The organism is Pseudogemmobacter sp. TB195 (assembly GCF_058313095.1).
Genome location: NZ_JBZEGG010000029.1, coordinates 1 through 15,431, shown reverse-complemented (window position 1 = coordinate 15,431; position 15,431 = coordinate 1). Strand labels below are relative to the sequence as shown.

Here is a 15,431-nt window from a genome sequence, read left to right as displayed (position 1 = left end):
AATTTCATCATATTCCCGGAGCGGGTGCCGCAAATTTATCCGGTCACGCCGGAGGAAACGGGAGAATGCCATGCGCAGCGCCATCGTCACCGGAGCAAGCCGGGGCCTCGGAAAAGCCTTTGCCATCGGCCTTGCCCGGGACGGATTCGCGCTGTCGCTCGCAGCGCGCGACGCGGCTGCGCTGGAGGAAACCGCGCGCGAGGCACGGGCCGCCGGGGCGCCGGAGGTGATCATCACCGCGACCGATCTCTCTGAGCCCGGCGCGGCAGGCGAGGTCGTGACGGCGACGCTTGCTCAGCTCGGCCGGATCGACGCATTGGTCAACAATGCGGGCGCCACCAAACGCGGCGATTTCCTCGCACTGACGGATGAGGATTTCCTCGAAGGCTTCGCGCTAAAATATCACGCAACCGTCCGGTTCTGCCGCGCGGCATGGGAGGCGCTGGAGGCGTCAAAAGGCGTGATCGTCAATATCTCGGGCGTCGGCGCTCATACGCCCGAACCCGATTTCACCATCGGCGGCTCGGTCAATTCGGCGCTGATCAATTTCACCAAGGCGCTCTCGAAACGGGCACAGGGTGCAGGCATCCGCATCAACACGCTCTGCCCCGGCCATATCGTCACCGACCGCCTCGCCCGCCGGATCGGGGCCCGGGCGGCGGAACGCGGCATCAGTTTCGCTGAAGCCCAAGAGGAAATGCGGGTCGAACATGGCATTGCCGCATACGGCCAGCCGGACGAGGTCACCAATGTGCTGCGCTTCCTGTGCAGCCCGGCCGCAAGTTATGTCCATGGCACGGTGATCAATGTCGATGGCGGGGCGACGCCCGGAATCTGACCGGGCGGGGTGACGCGCGGTCAGCCTTCAGCCGCTTCCTCGGCGAGGCGTTTCTTCAGGATCCCGATCGCCACCTTGCCGGCATTCATCACATGGCGCGCCGCGAGTTTACGCGCCTCTTTCCCGCGCCGCGCCGCGAGATGGTCGACCAGCTCTGCCAGTTCCAGCAGGCTTTCGGCGGTGCGGCCGGGAGCCGCCAGCGAAGTCGCGCGCAACACCATGACCCTCGCATTCAGCGAAGACAAAGTATGGCCAAGCGCCTCATTATGGGCGCCGAAGATCAGGCTCTCGTAGAAAGCGTTTTTCGCGGTCAGCCGCTCCAGCGGGTCGGTCATATTGCCGATGCCCTTGAGCACCTCGAACGAGGCTTTCAGCGCGGCGATATCTGCATCGGTCGCATTGCGTGTGAACAGCTCGCAGGCGAGGCCCTCCAGCTCGATCCGGACCTGGTAAATGCCCTCGGCCTGTTCCGGCGTCAGCACCGCCACGATCGGCCCGCGATGCGGCACGACCTGAACGAGGCCTTCGCTTTCCAGCTGGCGCAGGGCTTCGCGCACGGCGGTCCTGGACACGCCGGTCATCTCGCAAAGGTCACGTTCGGTAATACGCTGCCCGGCGGTGAAATAGCCAAGCGCGATCGAATTGCGGATGCTCTCGGTCACCGAATGGCGCACCGGGGCGGCGGCCTTGGTCACGCGAAATTCCAGCGGAAGGGCTTTGCCGTTCATTCCATACCATCATGATCGGGGCTGCAGTACGGTGTCGCGCCGCCAGCCATATGACAATGTTACTATACGACAATCGCCTCTGGTGAAAGGACCGACTCTCCGGTGGCGTCGATCACCGAAAGTGCCGCCGCAACTCCGGCGCCCGGGTCGATGCCTTTGACCCCCATCGCGCGCATCCCCCCCGCCATGGCCGCCACTGCGACCAGCGCATAGGTCGGTTCCGCGGTCGGCCCCATATGGCCGATCCGGGTCAGCCGGCCCAGCGTCTCGCCGCGTCCCGAAGACAGCATCACCCCGTAACGTGCCCGGATCAGGGCGCGCAGCGCCGCTTCATCGACGCCATCCGGCGTGGCCACGGCGGTACAGGTCGGCGAGGCGATCTCTTCGCGCGCCGGCCAAAGCCGCATGCCAGCGGCAATAATCCCGGCACGGCAGGCTTTCGCGGTCAGCGCATGACGCGCCCAGACGGCCTCTTCGCCCTCGGTCAGGTAGACATCCAGCGCGGCATCCAGCGCGTTGATCTCGGAGACGGACGGGGTGAAGGGAAAGCCCTGCCCCGCCAGATGCGCCTGCCGCCAGTCGGCAATCGAGAGGATCGAGTCTTTCGGTGCATCGGGATTGGCGGCGATCTTCGCCCAGCCGCGATCTGACACATGCAAAAGCGACAGACCCGGCGGGCAGCCGAGGCATTTATTCGGCCCGGTGATGAAAATATCCGCCCCGCAATCTTCGGGCAGCACCTTAACGCCGCCGAAGGCCGAAACCGAATCGACGATAAAGATCTTCCCCGCCGCCCGGACCACCGCGCCGATCTCATCAACCGGGTTCAGCGTGCCCGAAGGCGTGTCGTGATGGCACAGCGACACCACCGCCACATCGGGCCGGGCCGCCAGGGCATCCGCCACAGCCCCCGCCGTCAGCACCTCGTTATAAGGCACCTCAAGCTCGATCACCTCACCGGCATAACGCGCCGCCCAATAGCCAAAACCCTTGCCATAGACCCCCGAGACGAGGTTGAGCACCACATCGCCTTTGGCGATGACCGAGGCGGCGGCTGCCTCCAGCCCCAGCACCGGCTCGCCCTGCAGGATCACCGGCGGCGTCCCGGTATGGAAGGCGCGCTGGACCTTCGCATTGACGCTTTCATAGAAGTCCAGAAACGCCGGGTCGTAATCATAAAGCACCGGGCGCGAGAGGGCGCGCAGCACCTCGGGATAGGCATCGACCGGACCGGTGGTCAGGGTCATAACCGGCGGGGCAATCGGTTTTCTGGGCATTTCAGACTCCTTTTGGCGGGCGGGTCATGGCGAGGAAGGCGGCGGCATTGTCAGCCTCTTCGATGGCGGTCAGCGCATCAACCAGCGTGCCAGCATCCAGCGCGGCGCCGTTATGGCGGATCTGACCGGCGAGTTTTGCAGCAAGGTCTTCGTCGGACAACGGATATGCAAGCCCGCCTTTCGCGGCCTCGACGCGGCGGGTGAGACTGCGGCCATCGGCCAGGTCCAGCCTGACCTCCGCCGCCTCCAGCGAAAAGCCGGGATCATCGCAAAAGACCAGCCTGGCCCCAAAATCGCGCAAGACCGGGTCAGTCACCGCCGCATCGGAAAACGCCGCAAGCCCGGCCTCGCCACGGATCAGGCTCACCGCCACCGCATGCTGCGCCGAGACCTGGGCGAGCCGCCCCTTGGTCACGCCGGGCCGGTCGGTGCGCGCTCTGAGCAGCGGATGTCCGGTCAGGGTGACACGGGTGATCTGCGCCGCGTTCAGGTCGTGATGCAGCGCCAGACAGGCCTCGATCACCGGGTTCAGCACCACACCACAGGGATAGGGTTTGAACGTATTGTGCAAAACCTCCCACCGCTGGCCCAGATCTTCAAAAACGGTCAGATCTGGGGCATCCGAATGCAGCGCCAAAAACCCTTGCCGGCCCTCCAGCGGTGCCTCCGGGCCGGTAAACCCCCGCTGCGCCAGCAGCGCCCCCATCAAGCCCGCCCGCGCCGCCTGCCCGACCGAGAGGCTTTTTGACATGGTCCCCAGCGTCTCGACCGAGCCGGCATTCTGCGCCAGCGCGTGCCCCATCGCATCGACCATCTGCGCCCCGGTCAGCCCAAGGATCTGCCCCGCAGCCAGCGCCGCCCCGAACGTCCCGCAGGTCGAGGTGATATGCCAGCCGCGCGCGTAATGCACAGGATGCAGCGCGAGGCCAAGGCGGCAGGTCACCTCCATCCCCGTCACAAAGGCCCGGATCAGCGCCTGACCCGAAACCGGGCACCCCTGCCCCGCCAGGGTTTCCGCCAGCGCCAGCACCGCCGGCCCGACCGGCGCGGCAGGATGGATCACGGTCGGGATATGGGTGTCGTCATAATCGAAAATATTCGCCGCCGCCGCGTTGATATACGCGGCCCAGAGCATATCGGCGCGTTCCTCCCGCCCGATCAGACTGGCGGTGGCGGGGCCGGAAAATGCCGGCAGCAGCGCGGCCAGCCGGTCGATCGCGCCCTCGCGCGCGCCGCCGATCGCACAGCCGGTCATATTCAGGAACGCCCGCCGCCCCGCCGCCCGCACTGCCTCTGGCAGCGGGCCGGGATCAGTGGCAAAGGCGGCGATCCGGCGGCTGAGGGACATCAGCCAGCAGCCTTGCCGCGCAGTTCGGTGCCGGCCCAGGCCTCCAGCGGGCGGATGATCTCGGTCATATCGGCATCGGGGCCAAGCTGAGCTTTGGTGATGGAAAACAGCGTCCTGACCGCATTGCCGACCAGCATCTGACAGCCCAGACGTTCGGCCTCCTCAAGTGCGAGCCGGATGTCTTTCAGCGAGAGCGCAATCGCAAAACCGAAATCGAACCCGCGCGGCAGCACGAAACGCGGGATCTTGTCGGTGCTGGCCGAGGTCCGCCCGGATCCCGCATTCAGCACCTCGATCATCACATCAGCATCCAGCCCCGCCCTGGCGCCCATCACCATCGCCTCGCATGTGATCGCGAGCGAGGCGGCCGAGCAAATATTGTTGATCAGCTTCATCACCTGGGCCTTGCCCGGCTCATTGGCCACGCGAATGACCTTGCCCAAAGCCAGCAGCAGGGGTTCGACCCGTTCGAAATGCGGCGACGGCCCGGCGGCCATCAGCGCGAGCGTCCCTTTCTTCGCCCCCGCCACGCCGCCCGAAACCGGGCTGTCGATCAGCGCGATGCCGGAGGCCGCCAGCACCTCGGCCAGATCCATCTCGGCCTTGGGACCAGTGGTGGAAAGATCAACCACCCGCTTCACGCTACCGGGATGCGAGGCGATCTCACGGCCGACCGCCAGCACCACTTCCGGCGTCGGAAGCGAGAGGAAAACTGTCTCTGCGCGGGCGCAAAGTGCCTTGAGGGAACCGGCATCCTCTGCCCCCTGCGCAACCAGCGCAGCCACCGCGCCTGCATCGCGGTCATTCACCAGCAGCGATGCACCGGTGGCGATGATATTCGCGGCCATCGGCCGCCCCATATTGCCCAGGCCTACAAATCCAAGGCCCGCAAAACCCGTCTCAGCCATCTCGCTCTCCTGTTGCGGCCCCGCCTCTCAGGCAAAGGACCAGCCATTATCCACCGGGATCGCTGCCCCGTTGACCCCCGCGCTCGCGGTCCCGCAAAGGAACACCGCCAGCGCCGTCACCGTTTCCATCGGGATGAATTTGCCGCCCGGCTGCCGGGTCGAGAGAAAAACGCGCCCGGCCTCGGCCTGACTGATCCCGCGCGCCTCCGCCAGCGCGCTGATCCGTGCCAGCGCCGACTCTGTCGCCATCAGCCCGGGGCAGATCGCGTTGCAGGTGATCGCGGTATCGGCGAGTTCCAGCGCCACCGTCCGCGTCAGCCCGGTGATCGCGTGTTTCGTGGTGACGTAATCGGCCCGGCCCGGAGCGGCGATCAGACTATAGACCGAGCCCATATTGACGATCCGCCCCCAGCCCTTAGCCTTCATCCCCGGCAGGCAGGCTTTGATCAGCCGGAAGGGCGCCGAAAGATTGACCTCGAGCGCGAGGTCCCAGTCTGCATCGGGCAGATCCCCGACGCCGGCCATCCGCCGGATCACCGCATTGTTGATCAGGATATCGACGCCGCCAAGGTGATCCGCCGCCCGCGCGGCAAGGTCCGCCGCTGCCCCGGAAACCGCCAGATCGGTGATGAAACTGGCCGAACCGAGGCCCGCTGCCGCATCAGTGACGGCAGGGGAAATATCGGACAGAAACACCCGGTCGCCCGCAGCGGCAAAGGCCTTCGCCAGATCCAGCCCAAGGCCAAGCGCCGCACCGGTGATCAGTACACCCCGGCTCATGCGCAAAGCCCGGCAAAGGGGATCAGCGGCGCCACATCAAGGCGCACGGCGATACCGTCGAGCGCCTCCGACACGAGTGGATAGGCCCGCATCACAAGCGGATCATGACCGGGGACAATGTGATCCAGCGAGGGCGCGAGTGTCGCCAGGCGCTCAAACCCCCGGCGCAGCTGCGCCTCATCCCAGAGGATCGGGAAGGGATTGCGCCGCGCGAGATTGGCATAGAGATGCGTCGCATCCGAGGCGATCAGCACCCGCCCCCGCGCGGTCGGGACTGACACCGCCTGAAGCCCGGCGCTGTGGCCGGGTATTTCATGCAGGAGGAGGCCATTGCCCAGATCGTGATCCCCGCGATGAAACCGGATGCGCCCGGCGTAAAGGCTGCGGATGTAATCGACGATATTTTCCACATCAAACACACCCCGCGCGGCCGGGTCACAGATGCAGGGACCGGTGGCATAGGCCGCTTCGGCCTCTTGCAGATGGAAGGTCGCTGCCGGGAAATCGCCAAAGCCGCCCGCGTGATCGTAATGCAGATGCGTCAGGATCACCGTCTTCACCTGATGCGAATCGATGCCCATCAGCGCCAGCGCCTCGCGCGCGGTCCGGTGCAGGCGCCGCCCCCGCCGAACAGCGGCCTCCGGCCCGAATCCGGTATCGATCACGACGACCTCATGCCCGCGCCGCGCCAGCCAGATGAAGTAATCCAGGTTCGATCCCGCCTCATGCGGATCGGCGGAAACGGCGGCGGCATCCAGGAAATTCTCGCCCGACTGGCGGGCCGCATGTTCGGCATATCGCAGTGCAAAAAGCTCGAAAACCGCCGCCTCGGCCGGAGGTAAGTGCTGATCCTGCATCGCGGCCCCGCCTCCTCTTTGCGGCTGCCTTATTTGCGGGCAGCGGTGTTTTGTCTATCAGTATGACCGTAATCCTGTCATACAATCTGTTGACAGGTCAAGCGCGCCATGCCTAACCTGAGCGCAGTTCAGCAGGCCCGTCCAACCCGACTGTTTCGGCCCGCGCCCCATCCCCAGCGGAGAATGACATGACCCGTCCCGAATTCGAGGGTGAGCAGTTTCAAAAAGGGCTGCAGGTCCGCCGTGAGGTGCTGGGCGACGCCTATGTCGCGCCCTCCCTTGCCAATGCCGATGAGCTGACCGCGCCCTTGCAGAAACTCGTGACCGAATGGTGCTGGGGAGAAATCTGGACCCGTCCGGGGCTGGAGCGCAAGACCAGATCCTTTCTGAACCTTGGAATGCTGATCGCGCTGAACCGCCCGCATGAGGTCAGGCTGCATGTCCGCGGCGCGCTGAACAATGGCGTGACGGAAGCCGAGATCATCGAAGTGATCCTGCAGGCCGCGATCTATTGCGGCGTGCCGGCGGCGCTGGATGCGATGCGGTCGGCAACCGAGGTGATCCGCCAGATGCGCGATGAGAAATCCGCCGCCGAAAAGACCTGACCTGCTTTCGCCGCAGCCCCCGGCACGAGGGGCGCGGCATGTCATCCCAACAGGAGAACACCCCCGTGACACAGGGAAAACCAGATACGATCAACGGCAGGCCGCATCGGCTGAAGACCGGTGCGGAATACAAGGACTCGCTGAAAGACAACCGGCAGATCTGGGTCGGCGGTCGCAAACTGACCTCTGTCTATGACGAACCGGCGCTGGCGAAAGGCATCGATACGCTGGCCTTGATGTTCGACGATCAGTTCGACCCGGAATACCAGGACGCGACCACCTATTATGACGACAGGATCGGCGCCGTGATTTCCCGCGCCTGGCAGGTGCCGCGTTCGAAAGAAGACCTCGCCGCGCGGCGCAGGATGATCGAATATACCTCGCTGAAAACAGCTGGCACCTTCGGCCGCCCGCCGGATCTGTCGCCGGCGATTGTCGCCGGGCTTTACGCTTACCTCCCGACCTTCCGGCAGAAGAAATCGATGATCGACGGCATCGACCCCGATTTCGGCGCCAATATCGAAGCCTATATGGAATATGGTCAGAACAACAATCTGACCGCCTCGGAAAGCCTTGCCGGGCCACAGGCCGACCGCTCCTCGCCGAAAGCGTCCGAAGCCTCGATGCTCAAGGTGAAAAAGGTCACGAAAGACGGCGTCTATATTTACGGCGCCAAGACCGTGGGCTCGATCGCCGCCCAGGCCAATGACATCTTCTTCACCAATCTCGGCGGGCTGATGGAGACGCCGCCCGAGGCCTGTATCTGGGGCTCGGTGCCGATTGACACCGATGGCATCAAGATGATCTCGCGCGAGATGGTCTCGCAGCCGGAGGCGTCGAAATTCGACCATCCGGTGTCATCGCTGGGCGAGGAAGCCGACCAGTTCATCGTCTTCGACAATGTCTTCGTCCCGAAAGAGCGGCTCTTCAACCTGGGCGACCCGACCGGCATGTCCTGGTATGGCCCGGTCTGCGTCTATGCCCATTGGCATGTGCTGACCCGCCTTGCGGTCAAGGCTGAACTGTTTGTCGGCGCGGGGCAGATGGTGCTTGACTACCTTGGCACCGGCAAGATCCCGGCAGTGCAGATGATGCTGGGCCAGCTGGTGGAATATGCGCAGACGCTGCGCGCCTTTGTCACCGCAGCCGAGGCGCTGGCGGTCGAACTCGAAGGCGGCGTGGTGCGCCCCGATGTCGGCATGCTGACGGCAGGGCGGCTCTATTCCATCGAAAACTATCCGAAGATCATCCATATCCTGCAAGAGATGTGCGGCCAGGGTCTGGTGATGCGCTTCGGCAAGAGCGCTTTCGACAACCCCGAAGTTGGCCATTTCCTGCATGAGCTGCTGCCCGGCCATGGCGTTTCTGCCATGGTCAAGGAACAGCTGATGAACTTCATCTGGGATATGACCTCGGGTTCGCTCGCCGGTCGGGTGGCTTTGTTCGAAAACGTCAACGCGACGCCTGCGCCGGCCCTCCGCGCCCGTCTCTATAATGAGGTGAAGCGCGACACTTACGTCGCCCAGGTGAAGAAGATCGCCGGGATCGAGTGATCCCTGATTTCCCCGCCCGTTTCAGCCACGGGCGGGGCCATTCCGGATTCTGGCCCGGGTGCTGCCATGCAATACGTAGACCTGATCAACCGCTTTTACGCCGCCTATGCCGCGCACGACGCGCAGGGGGCTGCCGCGCTCTATGCGGCTGATGGCCGCCATGACGAAGTCGCCATGGGCAAATCGCGGCAGGGCCATGAGGCGCTGGCCCAGGGGCTGGAAGGCTTCTGGCGCATGTTTCCCGATGCCGCCTGGGTGCGGCGAGGACTTATCCGCGCGGGGGATCACGTCGCGGTGCCCTATCATATGACCGGCACCTTCACCGGCAAGGATGGCCGTCCCCGCCCCATTGCGCTTGACGGGCTGCATCTGTTTGAAATCCGGGATGGGGTCTTGCGGGTCACCAAAGACCTTTGGGACCTCGACCTCTTCAAAGCACAGATGGGCTGAGGCAATGCAGGAACTCTCCACTCTCGACGGCATCGCCACCGCAAAGCTGATCGACGATTTCGAGGTCACCCCCTCCGAGGTTCTGGAGGCTGCGATTGAACGGATCGAGCGGCTGAACCCAAAGCTGAATGCGGTCGTGCATGAGCATTTCGACCTCGCCCGCAGGCAGGTCGCTTCATATGCATCCGCCAAAGGCTTCCTGCCCGTCAGCCCGCTGGCCGGGGTACCGATGCTGTTGAAAAACACCGGGTTCGAAGCGGAGGGAATGCTGCTTTCCTCTGGCTCGGAGCTGTTGCGAGGCGTGGTCAGCCAGCGCGATTCCACCATCACCGCGCGTTACAAGGCCGCCGGAATGGTGATCCTCGGCAAATCCAACACGCCGGAATTTGCGCTTTCCTTCACCTCGGAACCCGAGGCCTTCGGCCCGACCCGCAACCCATGGGATCTGTCCCGCACGGCGGGCGGATCATCAGGCGGGTCCGCCGCTGCTGTCGCCTCTGGCATGGTGCCGCTCGCGAATGCGTCAGACGGCGCCGGATCAACCCGCCTCCCCGCCAGCCATTGCGGGCTTTTCGGGTTCAAACCCTCGCGCCTTGTGAACCCGGTGGGCCCCATGGCCGCCGAGGCCATTGGCGGCATGTCGACGCCGCATGCCGTGACCTGGTCGGTCCGCGACAGCGCGGCGATGCTTGATATCACCGCCGGGCCGGATATCGGCGACCCCTGGGCCTCGCCTGCGCGCCCGGGCTATCTTGCCGCGCTTATAGAGCCAACCGGGCATCTGAAGATCGCCCTCGTGACCAAAGCGCCCCTTGGCGAGATCATCGACCCCGAGATGATCCGTGTCACCAATGAGGCCGCGCGCTTCCTGAAAGACTGCAACCATACCATTATCCCGGTCCCCGATATGGGCTATGATGCGCTCGCGCTGAAGACCGCCTGGCGCCAGGTCGTCGGCACGAACGTGGCGCTTGGCGTGACCGGCGGCGACCCGAGTTCGCCCCGCCTCGCGCAGCTGGAAGAGGTCAACCGCGAATGGGTGCGCGAGGCGCTCTCGCTGCCCGCGACCACCTATCTTGCGGCGGTGCAGACCCTGCACGGCGCGGCCCGCGCGCTTGGCCGCTTCTTCGCACAATATGACGCTGTTCTGACCCCCGCCGCCGCTGAACCGGCACCGCCCATCGGAAAGCTTGCCGGCAGCGGTCAGAGCCTCGACGCCTTTTATGACCAGTTCTGGTCGCATTCCCCCTTTACCGCCGTCTTCAATGCCTCGGGCTGCCCCGCCATGTCGGTGCCCTTCGGCAAAAGCGGAAACGGGCTTCCGATCGGCATTCATATCGGCGCAGGCTTCGGCGAAGACCTGATGCTGCTGCAACTGGCGCATATGATCGAAGAAGCGCGGCCCTGGGCTGGCCGCCGCCCCGGTGTCTTCGGGTGAGCGCGATGAAACCAGAGACGATCCTTGCCCTTTCCGCCCGCGAGATCGCATCCCGCGTCGCTGCAGGCGAGCTGAAAGCGCGTCAGGTGACCGAGGCGCATCTTGAACAGATCGCCGCCACCGACAGCCCGGTCATGGCCTGGCAGCATCTCGACCCGGATCAGGCCCGCGCAAGCGCCGATGCGCTGGACCGGCGTGGCGCACAAGGCCCGCTCGCGGGTGTGCCGGTTGGCGTCAAGGATGTGATCGACACCGCAGATATGCCCACGGGATACGGCACGAAGATCTATGATGGTTTCCGCCCCCCCTGGGACGCGGCAGCGGTCTCGCTGACCCGATCCGCGGACGGGCTGGTCCTTGGCAAAACCGTCTCGACTGAACTCGCCATGGCGAGCCCGAACAAGACCCGAAACCCGCATAATCCGGCCCATACGCCAGGCGGCTCCTCTTCGGGATCCTGTGCCGCTGTCGCCGCCGGCCATGTGCCGCTGGCTTTTGGCACCCAGACCTCCGGCTCAGTGATCCGCCCGGCGAGCTATTGCGGCGTCACTGCGCTGAAACCCTCGTTCGGGCTGATCAATACGGTGGGGATCAAGGTGCTCTGCCACAGCCTCGACACGCTGGGGATCCTTGCACGCGGCATTGAAGACGCCGCGCATGCGGCCTCGGTGCTCTCGGGGTATAAGGCCCTCGCGACCCTTACCCCCCCTGCCCGCCCGCGCCTCGCGGTTCTGCCCGGCACGCGGCTTGAAAAGGCCGATCCGGCAAGCACAGAGACGGTTTTACGCCTCAAGGCCCGGGCAGAACAGGCCGGGGCCGAGGTCACCTTTCTCGACCCGCCCGCCTGGTATGACGGTATTTTCGACCTGCATGAAGCCGTGATGGGCTGGGAGGTGACGCATTCCCTCGCCCCCGAGATCCGCGACCACTGGCAGGGCCTGACCCCCGTCACCCGCGCCATGCTGGAAGATCAGGCCCGGGTGACGGAGCCGCGCTACCGCGCCGCGCGGGAACAGCTCCCCGCCCTTAGCACCCGGATGGACGATCTGCTGGCGCGGTTCGACGCCGTGCTCACCCTCGCAGCCCCAGGCGAGGCGCCGGAAGGCACCGCCACGGGTGATCCGATCTTCAACCGGCTCTGGAGCGTCTTGCAGGTGCCGCTGATCAACCTTCCCGGCGCGACCGGGCCCAGGGGCCTGCCGATCGGCGTGCAGCTTGTGGGCGCGCGCGGCGCCGATCACCGGCTGGCCTCTGCGGCGCTCTGGCTGGAACAGATGCAAAAGGCGCTTCCATGACCCAAGGCCCAGACCCGACCCATGGAACAGATCCGCTGCCAGACGATTTCCGCGCCGCGATGCGGCTGCTGGCGGCCACGGTCACCATAATCACCGCAGGCGAAGGCCCCGCCCGGCGCGGCCTCACCGCCACCGCCGTCTGTTCGATGTCGGTCACGCCGCCTTCGATGCTGGTCTGCGTCAACCGGGGCGGCGCGGCGCATCGCGCCATTTCAGACGCAGGCAGTTTCTGCGTCAATATCCTCGCCGATGACCAGCGCGAGGTGGCACAGCGCTTTGCCGGCCAGACCGGTGACCAGGGCGAGGACAGGTTCGCCCCGCATGGCTGGACGCATCTCGCCACCGGCGCACCTGCCCTCGACGGCGCGCTGGTCAATCTCGACTGCCAGATCGCAGGCGCGACCGAAACGGGCAGTCATTCGATCTTTATCGGCGAGGTCCGGGCCATCCGCTTTGGCGCCGCGCCGTCGCCTTTGCTGCATTTCAACCGCAGCTTCTTCACCCTCGCCCATACGACCGCGCTCTGACAGCGCCCCATCAGGAAGGATCCCCCCATGGCCATCAGCGACGCGCATTTCCTCAGGGGCTGGAAAGAGGTGCTGACCATGTGCAGGCTGAAACCCGGCGAGCAGGTGACGGTTCTTACCGGCGACGACAGCAACCGCCAGATTGCCTATATTGCCAAACTGGCAGCCTCGGATCTTGGCGCGGTGGTGACCGAGCTGAACCTGCCGGTGATGAATGGCGAGAAGGCTCTGTCGCCGGATAAATCCGGCTATGTCGGCAAAACCGCGCTGGAGCTGAACTCGGCCGCCCTCGCCTGCCTGAAGGCGTCCGACCTGGTGATCGACACGTTGCAACTCTTGTTTTCCAAAGAACAGGAAGAGGTGCTGAAAGGCGGCACCCGCATGTTGCTCGCGGTCGAGCCACCCGAGATCATGATGCGCCAGATCCCGCGCCCGGAAGATAAGCTGCGCGTGCTGGCGGCGGCAAAGAAGATCGGGCAGGCGAAAGAAATGCACGTGACATCCGCCGCAGGCACCGATTTCCGCTGCAGGCTGGGGCAATATCCGGTGCTGACGCAATATGGGCTCGCCGATGAGCCGGGCCGCTGGGATCACTGGCCGTCCTGCTTTTCGGCGCGCTGGCCCGATGAGGGCAGCGCCGAGGGCACCATCGTGATCGATGAGGGTGACATCATCCTGCCCTTCAAACATTACGCCCGCGAACAGGTTTTCGTGACCATTGAAAAGGGCATGATCGTCGATATCAAAGGCCGTACCGAGGCCGAATTCATGCGCAAGTTCATGGAAAGCTTCAATGATCCGCGTGCCTATGCCATGGCGCATGTCGGCTGGGGGCTGGAAAACCGCGCGCATTGGACGGTGCTGGGCCTTTACAACCCGCAATCGCAGCTCGGCATGGATGCGCGGTCTTTCGCAGGTAACTTCCTCTGGTCTTCCGGCCCGAATACCGAGGCCGGCGGCGACCGCGACACGCCCTGCCACCTCGATATTCCGCTCCGGAACTGCTCGGTTTCGCTGGATGGTGAGGCGATGACGATTGATGGCGTGGTGCAGCCACCGGACCAGAAGTAACCCATGCGCTTTGACCTCGCGATTGTCGGTGGCGGCTCTGCCGGCGCCCTGCTGGCGGCACGGTTGTCGGAAGACCCCACGCGGCAGGTGGTGCTGATCGAGGCCGGGGGCGAACCCACCGACCCCGACATCCTCAACCCGCAGATGTGGCCCGCGATCCAGCATCGCGACTATGACTGGGATTACCGCACCACGCCACAGCCAGGGCTTGCCGGGCGCGCTCTTTCCTGGGCACGCGGGCGGGGGCTTGGCGGCTCGTCGATGCTGCATGCGCTTGGCCATTTCCGGGGCTGCCGCGAGGATTTCGCCATCTGGGAGGAGGCGACCGGCGATCCCCGCTGGTCCTGGGAGGGTCTTATGCCTGCGTTTCTCGCCATCGAGGATCATAGCTATGGCGGGGATGGTATCCATGGCAAAGGCGGCCCGATGCCGGTCTGGCTGCCCGGCGACGAGGTCTCCCCCCTTGCCCGCGCCTTTATCGAGGCCGGGGCCGGACTGGGGCTGAAACGCCTGAAAGGGCATAACACCGGCGAGATGATCGGGGTCACGCCCAATTCGCTGATGATCCGCAACGGGAAACGCGTTACCACAGCCGAGGCCTGGCTGACACCTGCCGTTCGGGCGCGCACGAACCTGAGACTGCTCACCAGGACATTGGTGACCCGCCTTACCATAGCCGGATCGCGTATCACCGCACTGGAAACCTCTGCGGGCCGGATCGAGGCCGATCAGATCCTCCTCTCTGCAGGCGCGCTCGAAAGCCCGGCCCTTCTGATGCGTTCCGGCATCGGTCCGGAAGCGGTGCTTGCAGCTGCTGGGATCCCCTGCCAGCTGGCGGTGCCGGAGCTGGGGCGGAACCTGATGGACCACCTGCTTGGTGCTGGCAATCTCTATGCGGCAAAACGCCCTGTGGCGCCCTCAAGGCTCCAGCACTCCGAAAGCATGGCCTATATGCGGGCAGAGGGTTTCACCGCCACCGGCCAGCCAGAAATCGTGGTTGGCTGCGGCGTGGCGCCGATCACCTCCGAAATGTTCGACGCGCCTGCCCCAGGCACCGCCTACAGCCTGCTGTTCGGGGTCACCCATCCGACCAGCCGGGGCGAGATCCGCGTCACCGGCCCCTCGCCCGGCGATCCGCTGGTGATCGAGCCGCGCTATCTTTCAACCGGCAATGACCGTCGCCTCTTCCGCGCGGCGCTGAAAGCCGCCCGCGAGATCGGTGCCAGGCCCGAACTCGACGCCTGGCGCGATCACGAGATCCTGCCGGGCCCGGTATATACGGATGCGGATCTGGACGCCTTCATCGCGCAGGCCGCGATCACCCACCACCATCCATCCGGCACCTGCCGCATGGGGCGCGACGCGCGGGCGGTGACCACGCCCGATCTGAGGCTGATCGGCACCGATAATCTTGCGGTGGTCGATGCCTCGGTGCTGCCTGCCCTGACCGCCGGCCCGATCCATGCCGCCGTCCTGGCCATTGCTGAGAGCTTTGCGCGGGGCATCGCCGGAGCAGACTGAACTCGCGACCGACCACGATCCTTATCGCGGCATAGGCAACCAGCCCCACCAGACAAGCGCAAGCGGAGCATCCGGCGTCTTTTGACAGATCCTTTCGCCATCCGGGTCACCCCGCAAGGCGAACCAGGACCGGCGCCTTACAAAGAAGGTGCCTTACGAGCAATTGTGTCTATTGATTGAGCTGTTGACGCCATACCTCTCCTGTTTTCAGGATTGCATTTGCGATGGTGATCAG

General features: G+C 65.0%; 15 protein-coding genes. 9 read left to right on the top strand and 6 right to left on the bottom strand.

Going from position 1 to position 15,431, the window contains the following annotated elements:
* The first annotated feature begins 70 nt into the window (after nucleotides 1–70).
* A complete protein-coding gene (locus AC4FS3_RS23700) occupies nucleotides 71–838 on the top strand; it encodes an SDR family oxidoreductase (protein ID WP_491022556.1) in 768 nt (255 codons plus the stop codon).
* Nucleotides 839–858: 20 nt separating this feature from the next.
* Here AC4FS3_RS23700 and AC4FS3_RS23695 read toward each other — a convergent pair whose 3' ends face one another.
* The 6 genes from AC4FS3_RS23695 to AC4FS3_RS23670 form a co-directional block, all read right to left on the bottom strand.
* Nucleotides 859–1,566: a GntR family transcriptional regulator gene (locus AC4FS3_RS23695; RefSeq protein WP_198838760.1), complete on the bottom strand. Its 708-nt coding sequence runs from the start codon at nucleotides 1,564–1,566 to the stop codon at nucleotides 859–861.
* Between the two features lie 62 nt (nucleotides 1,567–1,628).
* Nucleotides 1,629–2,843: a pyridoxamine--pyruvate transaminase gene (gene ppaT, locus AC4FS3_RS23690; protein WP_491022555.1), complete on the bottom strand. Its 1,215-nt coding sequence runs from the start codon at nucleotides 2,841–2,843 to the stop codon at nucleotides 1,629–1,631.
* A gap of 1 nt (nucleotide 2,844) precedes the next feature.
* Entirely contained in the window at nucleotides 2,845–4,191 is a 1,347-nt protein-coding gene (locus AC4FS3_RS23685; protein ID WP_491022554.1) for an MmgE/PrpD family protein, read from the bottom strand.
* Nucleotides 4,191–5,099, bottom strand: coding sequence for an NAD(P)-dependent oxidoreductase (locus AC4FS3_RS23680; protein ID WP_491022553.1), 909 nt, complete (start codon nucleotides 5,097–5,099; stop codon nucleotides 4,191–4,193). Before AC4FS3_RS23680 ends, AC4FS3_RS23685 begins: the two co-directional genes overlap by 1 nt.
* 27 nt (nucleotides 5,100–5,126) lie before the next feature.
* Nucleotides 5,127–5,879: an SDR family oxidoreductase gene (locus AC4FS3_RS23675; protein WP_491022552.1), complete on the bottom strand. Its 753-nt coding sequence runs from the start codon at nucleotides 5,877–5,879 to the stop codon at nucleotides 5,127–5,129.
* Nucleotides 5,876–6,736 carry an N-acyl homoserine lactonase family protein gene (locus AC4FS3_RS23670; RefSeq protein WP_491022551.1) on the bottom strand — a complete coding sequence of 287 codons (861 nt, stop codon included), beginning with the start codon at nucleotides 6,734–6,736 and terminating at the stop codon, nucleotides 5,876–5,878. Before AC4FS3_RS23670 ends, AC4FS3_RS23675 begins: the two co-directional genes overlap by 4 nt.
* Before the next feature lie 188 nt (nucleotides 6,737–6,924).
* Here AC4FS3_RS23670 and AC4FS3_RS23665 point away from each other — a divergent pair, with 188 nt between their 5' ends.
* The 8 genes from AC4FS3_RS23665 (at nucleotide 6,925) to AC4FS3_RS23630 (ending at nucleotide 15,196) form a co-directional block, all read left to right on the top strand.
* Nucleotides 6,925–7,341 (top strand): carboxymuconolactone decarboxylase family protein, encoded by a 417-nt coding sequence (locus AC4FS3_RS23665; protein WP_092902376.1) that lies wholly within the window; start codon nucleotides 6,925–6,927, stop codon nucleotides 7,339–7,341.
* A gap of 65 nt (nucleotides 7,342–7,406) precedes the next feature.
* Complete coding sequence (locus AC4FS3_RS23660) at nucleotides 7,407–8,894, top strand: 4-hydroxyphenylacetate 3-hydroxylase N-terminal domain-containing protein (protein WP_491022550.1); 1,488 nt, start codon at nucleotides 7,407–7,409, stop codon at nucleotides 8,892–8,894.
* A gap of 66 nt (nucleotides 8,895–8,960) precedes the next feature.
* Nucleotides 8,961–9,344, top strand: coding sequence for a nuclear transport factor 2 family protein (locus AC4FS3_RS23655; RefSeq protein WP_491022549.1), 384 nt, complete (start codon nucleotides 8,961–8,963; stop codon nucleotides 9,342–9,344).
* Between the two features lie 4 nt (nucleotides 9,345–9,348).
* Nucleotides 9,349–10,782, top strand: coding sequence for an amidase (locus AC4FS3_RS23650; protein WP_491022548.1), 1,434 nt, complete (start codon nucleotides 9,349–9,351; stop codon nucleotides 10,780–10,782).
* A 5-nt stretch (nucleotides 10,783–10,787) separates the two neighbouring features.
* Nucleotides 10,788–12,077, top strand: a complete 1,290-nt coding sequence (locus AC4FS3_RS23645; RefSeq protein ID WP_491022547.1) for an amidase — start codon at nucleotides 10,788–10,790, stop codon at nucleotides 12,075–12,077.
* Nucleotides 12,074–12,604, top strand: coding sequence for a flavin reductase family protein (locus tag AC4FS3_RS23640; RefSeq protein ID WP_491022546.1), 531 nt, complete (start codon nucleotides 12,074–12,076; stop codon nucleotides 12,602–12,604). The genes AC4FS3_RS23645 and AC4FS3_RS23640 overlap by 4 nt, the downstream gene beginning before the upstream one ends.
* 27 nt (nucleotides 12,605–12,631) lie before the next feature.
* Entirely contained in the window at nucleotides 12,632–13,675 is a 1,044-nt protein-coding gene (locus AC4FS3_RS23635; RefSeq protein WP_491022545.1) for a 2,5-dihydroxypyridine 5,6-dioxygenase NicX family protein, read from the top strand.
* A 3-nt stretch (nucleotides 13,676–13,678) separates the two neighbouring features.
* Nucleotides 13,679–15,196 (top strand): GMC family oxidoreductase, encoded by a 1,518-nt coding sequence (locus tag AC4FS3_RS23630; RefSeq protein WP_491022544.1) that lies wholly within the window; start codon nucleotides 13,679–13,681, stop codon nucleotides 15,194–15,196.
* Nucleotides 15,197–15,431: the final 235 nt, after the last annotated feature.

Bases quoted from the DNA above. Each gene is read 5' to 3' on its own strand.
- AC4FS3_RS23700 (WP_491022556.1), top strand. From the start codon at position 71: ATGCGCAGCGCCATCGTCACCGGAGCAAGCCGGGGCCTCGGAAAAGCC.
- AC4FS3_RS23695 (WP_198838760.1), bottom strand. From the start codon at position 1,566: ATGAACGGCAAAGCCCTTCCGCTGGAATTTCGCGTGACCAAGGCCGCC.
- ppaT (WP_491022555.1), bottom strand. From the start codon at position 2,843: ATGCCCAGAAAACCGATTGCCCCGCCGGTTATGACCCTGACCACCGGT.
- AC4FS3_RS23685 (WP_491022554.1), bottom strand. From the start codon at position 4,191: ATGTCCCTCAGCCGCCGGATCGCCGCCTTTGCCACTGATCCCGGCCCG.
- AC4FS3_RS23680 (WP_491022553.1), bottom strand. From the start codon at position 5,099: ATGGCTGAGACGGGTTTTGCGGGCCTTGGATTTGTAGGCCTGGGCAAT.
- AC4FS3_RS23675 (WP_491022552.1), bottom strand. From the start codon at position 5,879: ATGAGCCGGGGTGTACTGATCACCGGTGCGGCGCTTGGCCTTGGGCTG.
- AC4FS3_RS23670 (WP_491022551.1), bottom strand. From the start codon at position 6,736: ATGCAGGATCAGCACTTACCTCCGGCCGAGGCGGCGGTTTTCGAGCTT.
- AC4FS3_RS23665 (WP_092902376.1), top strand. From the start codon at position 6,925: ATGACCCGTCCCGAATTCGAGGGTGAGCAGTTTCAAAAAGGGCTGCAG.
- AC4FS3_RS23655 (WP_491022549.1), top strand. From the start codon at position 8,961: ATGCAATACGTAGACCTGATCAACCGCTTTTACGCCGCCTATGCCGCG.
- AC4FS3_RS23650 (WP_491022548.1), top strand. From the start codon at position 9,349: ATGCAGGAACTCTCCACTCTCGACGGCATCGCCACCGCAAAGCTGATC.
- AC4FS3_RS23645 (WP_491022547.1), top strand. From the start codon at position 10,788: ATGAAACCAGAGACGATCCTTGCCCTTTCCGCCCGCGAGATCGCATCC.
- AC4FS3_RS23640 (WP_491022546.1), top strand. From the start codon at position 12,074: ATGACCCAAGGCCCAGACCCGACCCATGGAACAGATCCGCTGCCAGAC.
- AC4FS3_RS23635 (WP_491022545.1), top strand. From the start codon at position 12,632: ATGGCCATCAGCGACGCGCATTTCCTCAGGGGCTGGAAAGAGGTGCTG.
- AC4FS3_RS23630 (WP_491022544.1), top strand. From the start codon at position 13,679: ATGCGCTTTGACCTCGCGATTGTCGGTGGCGGCTCTGCCGGCGCCCTG.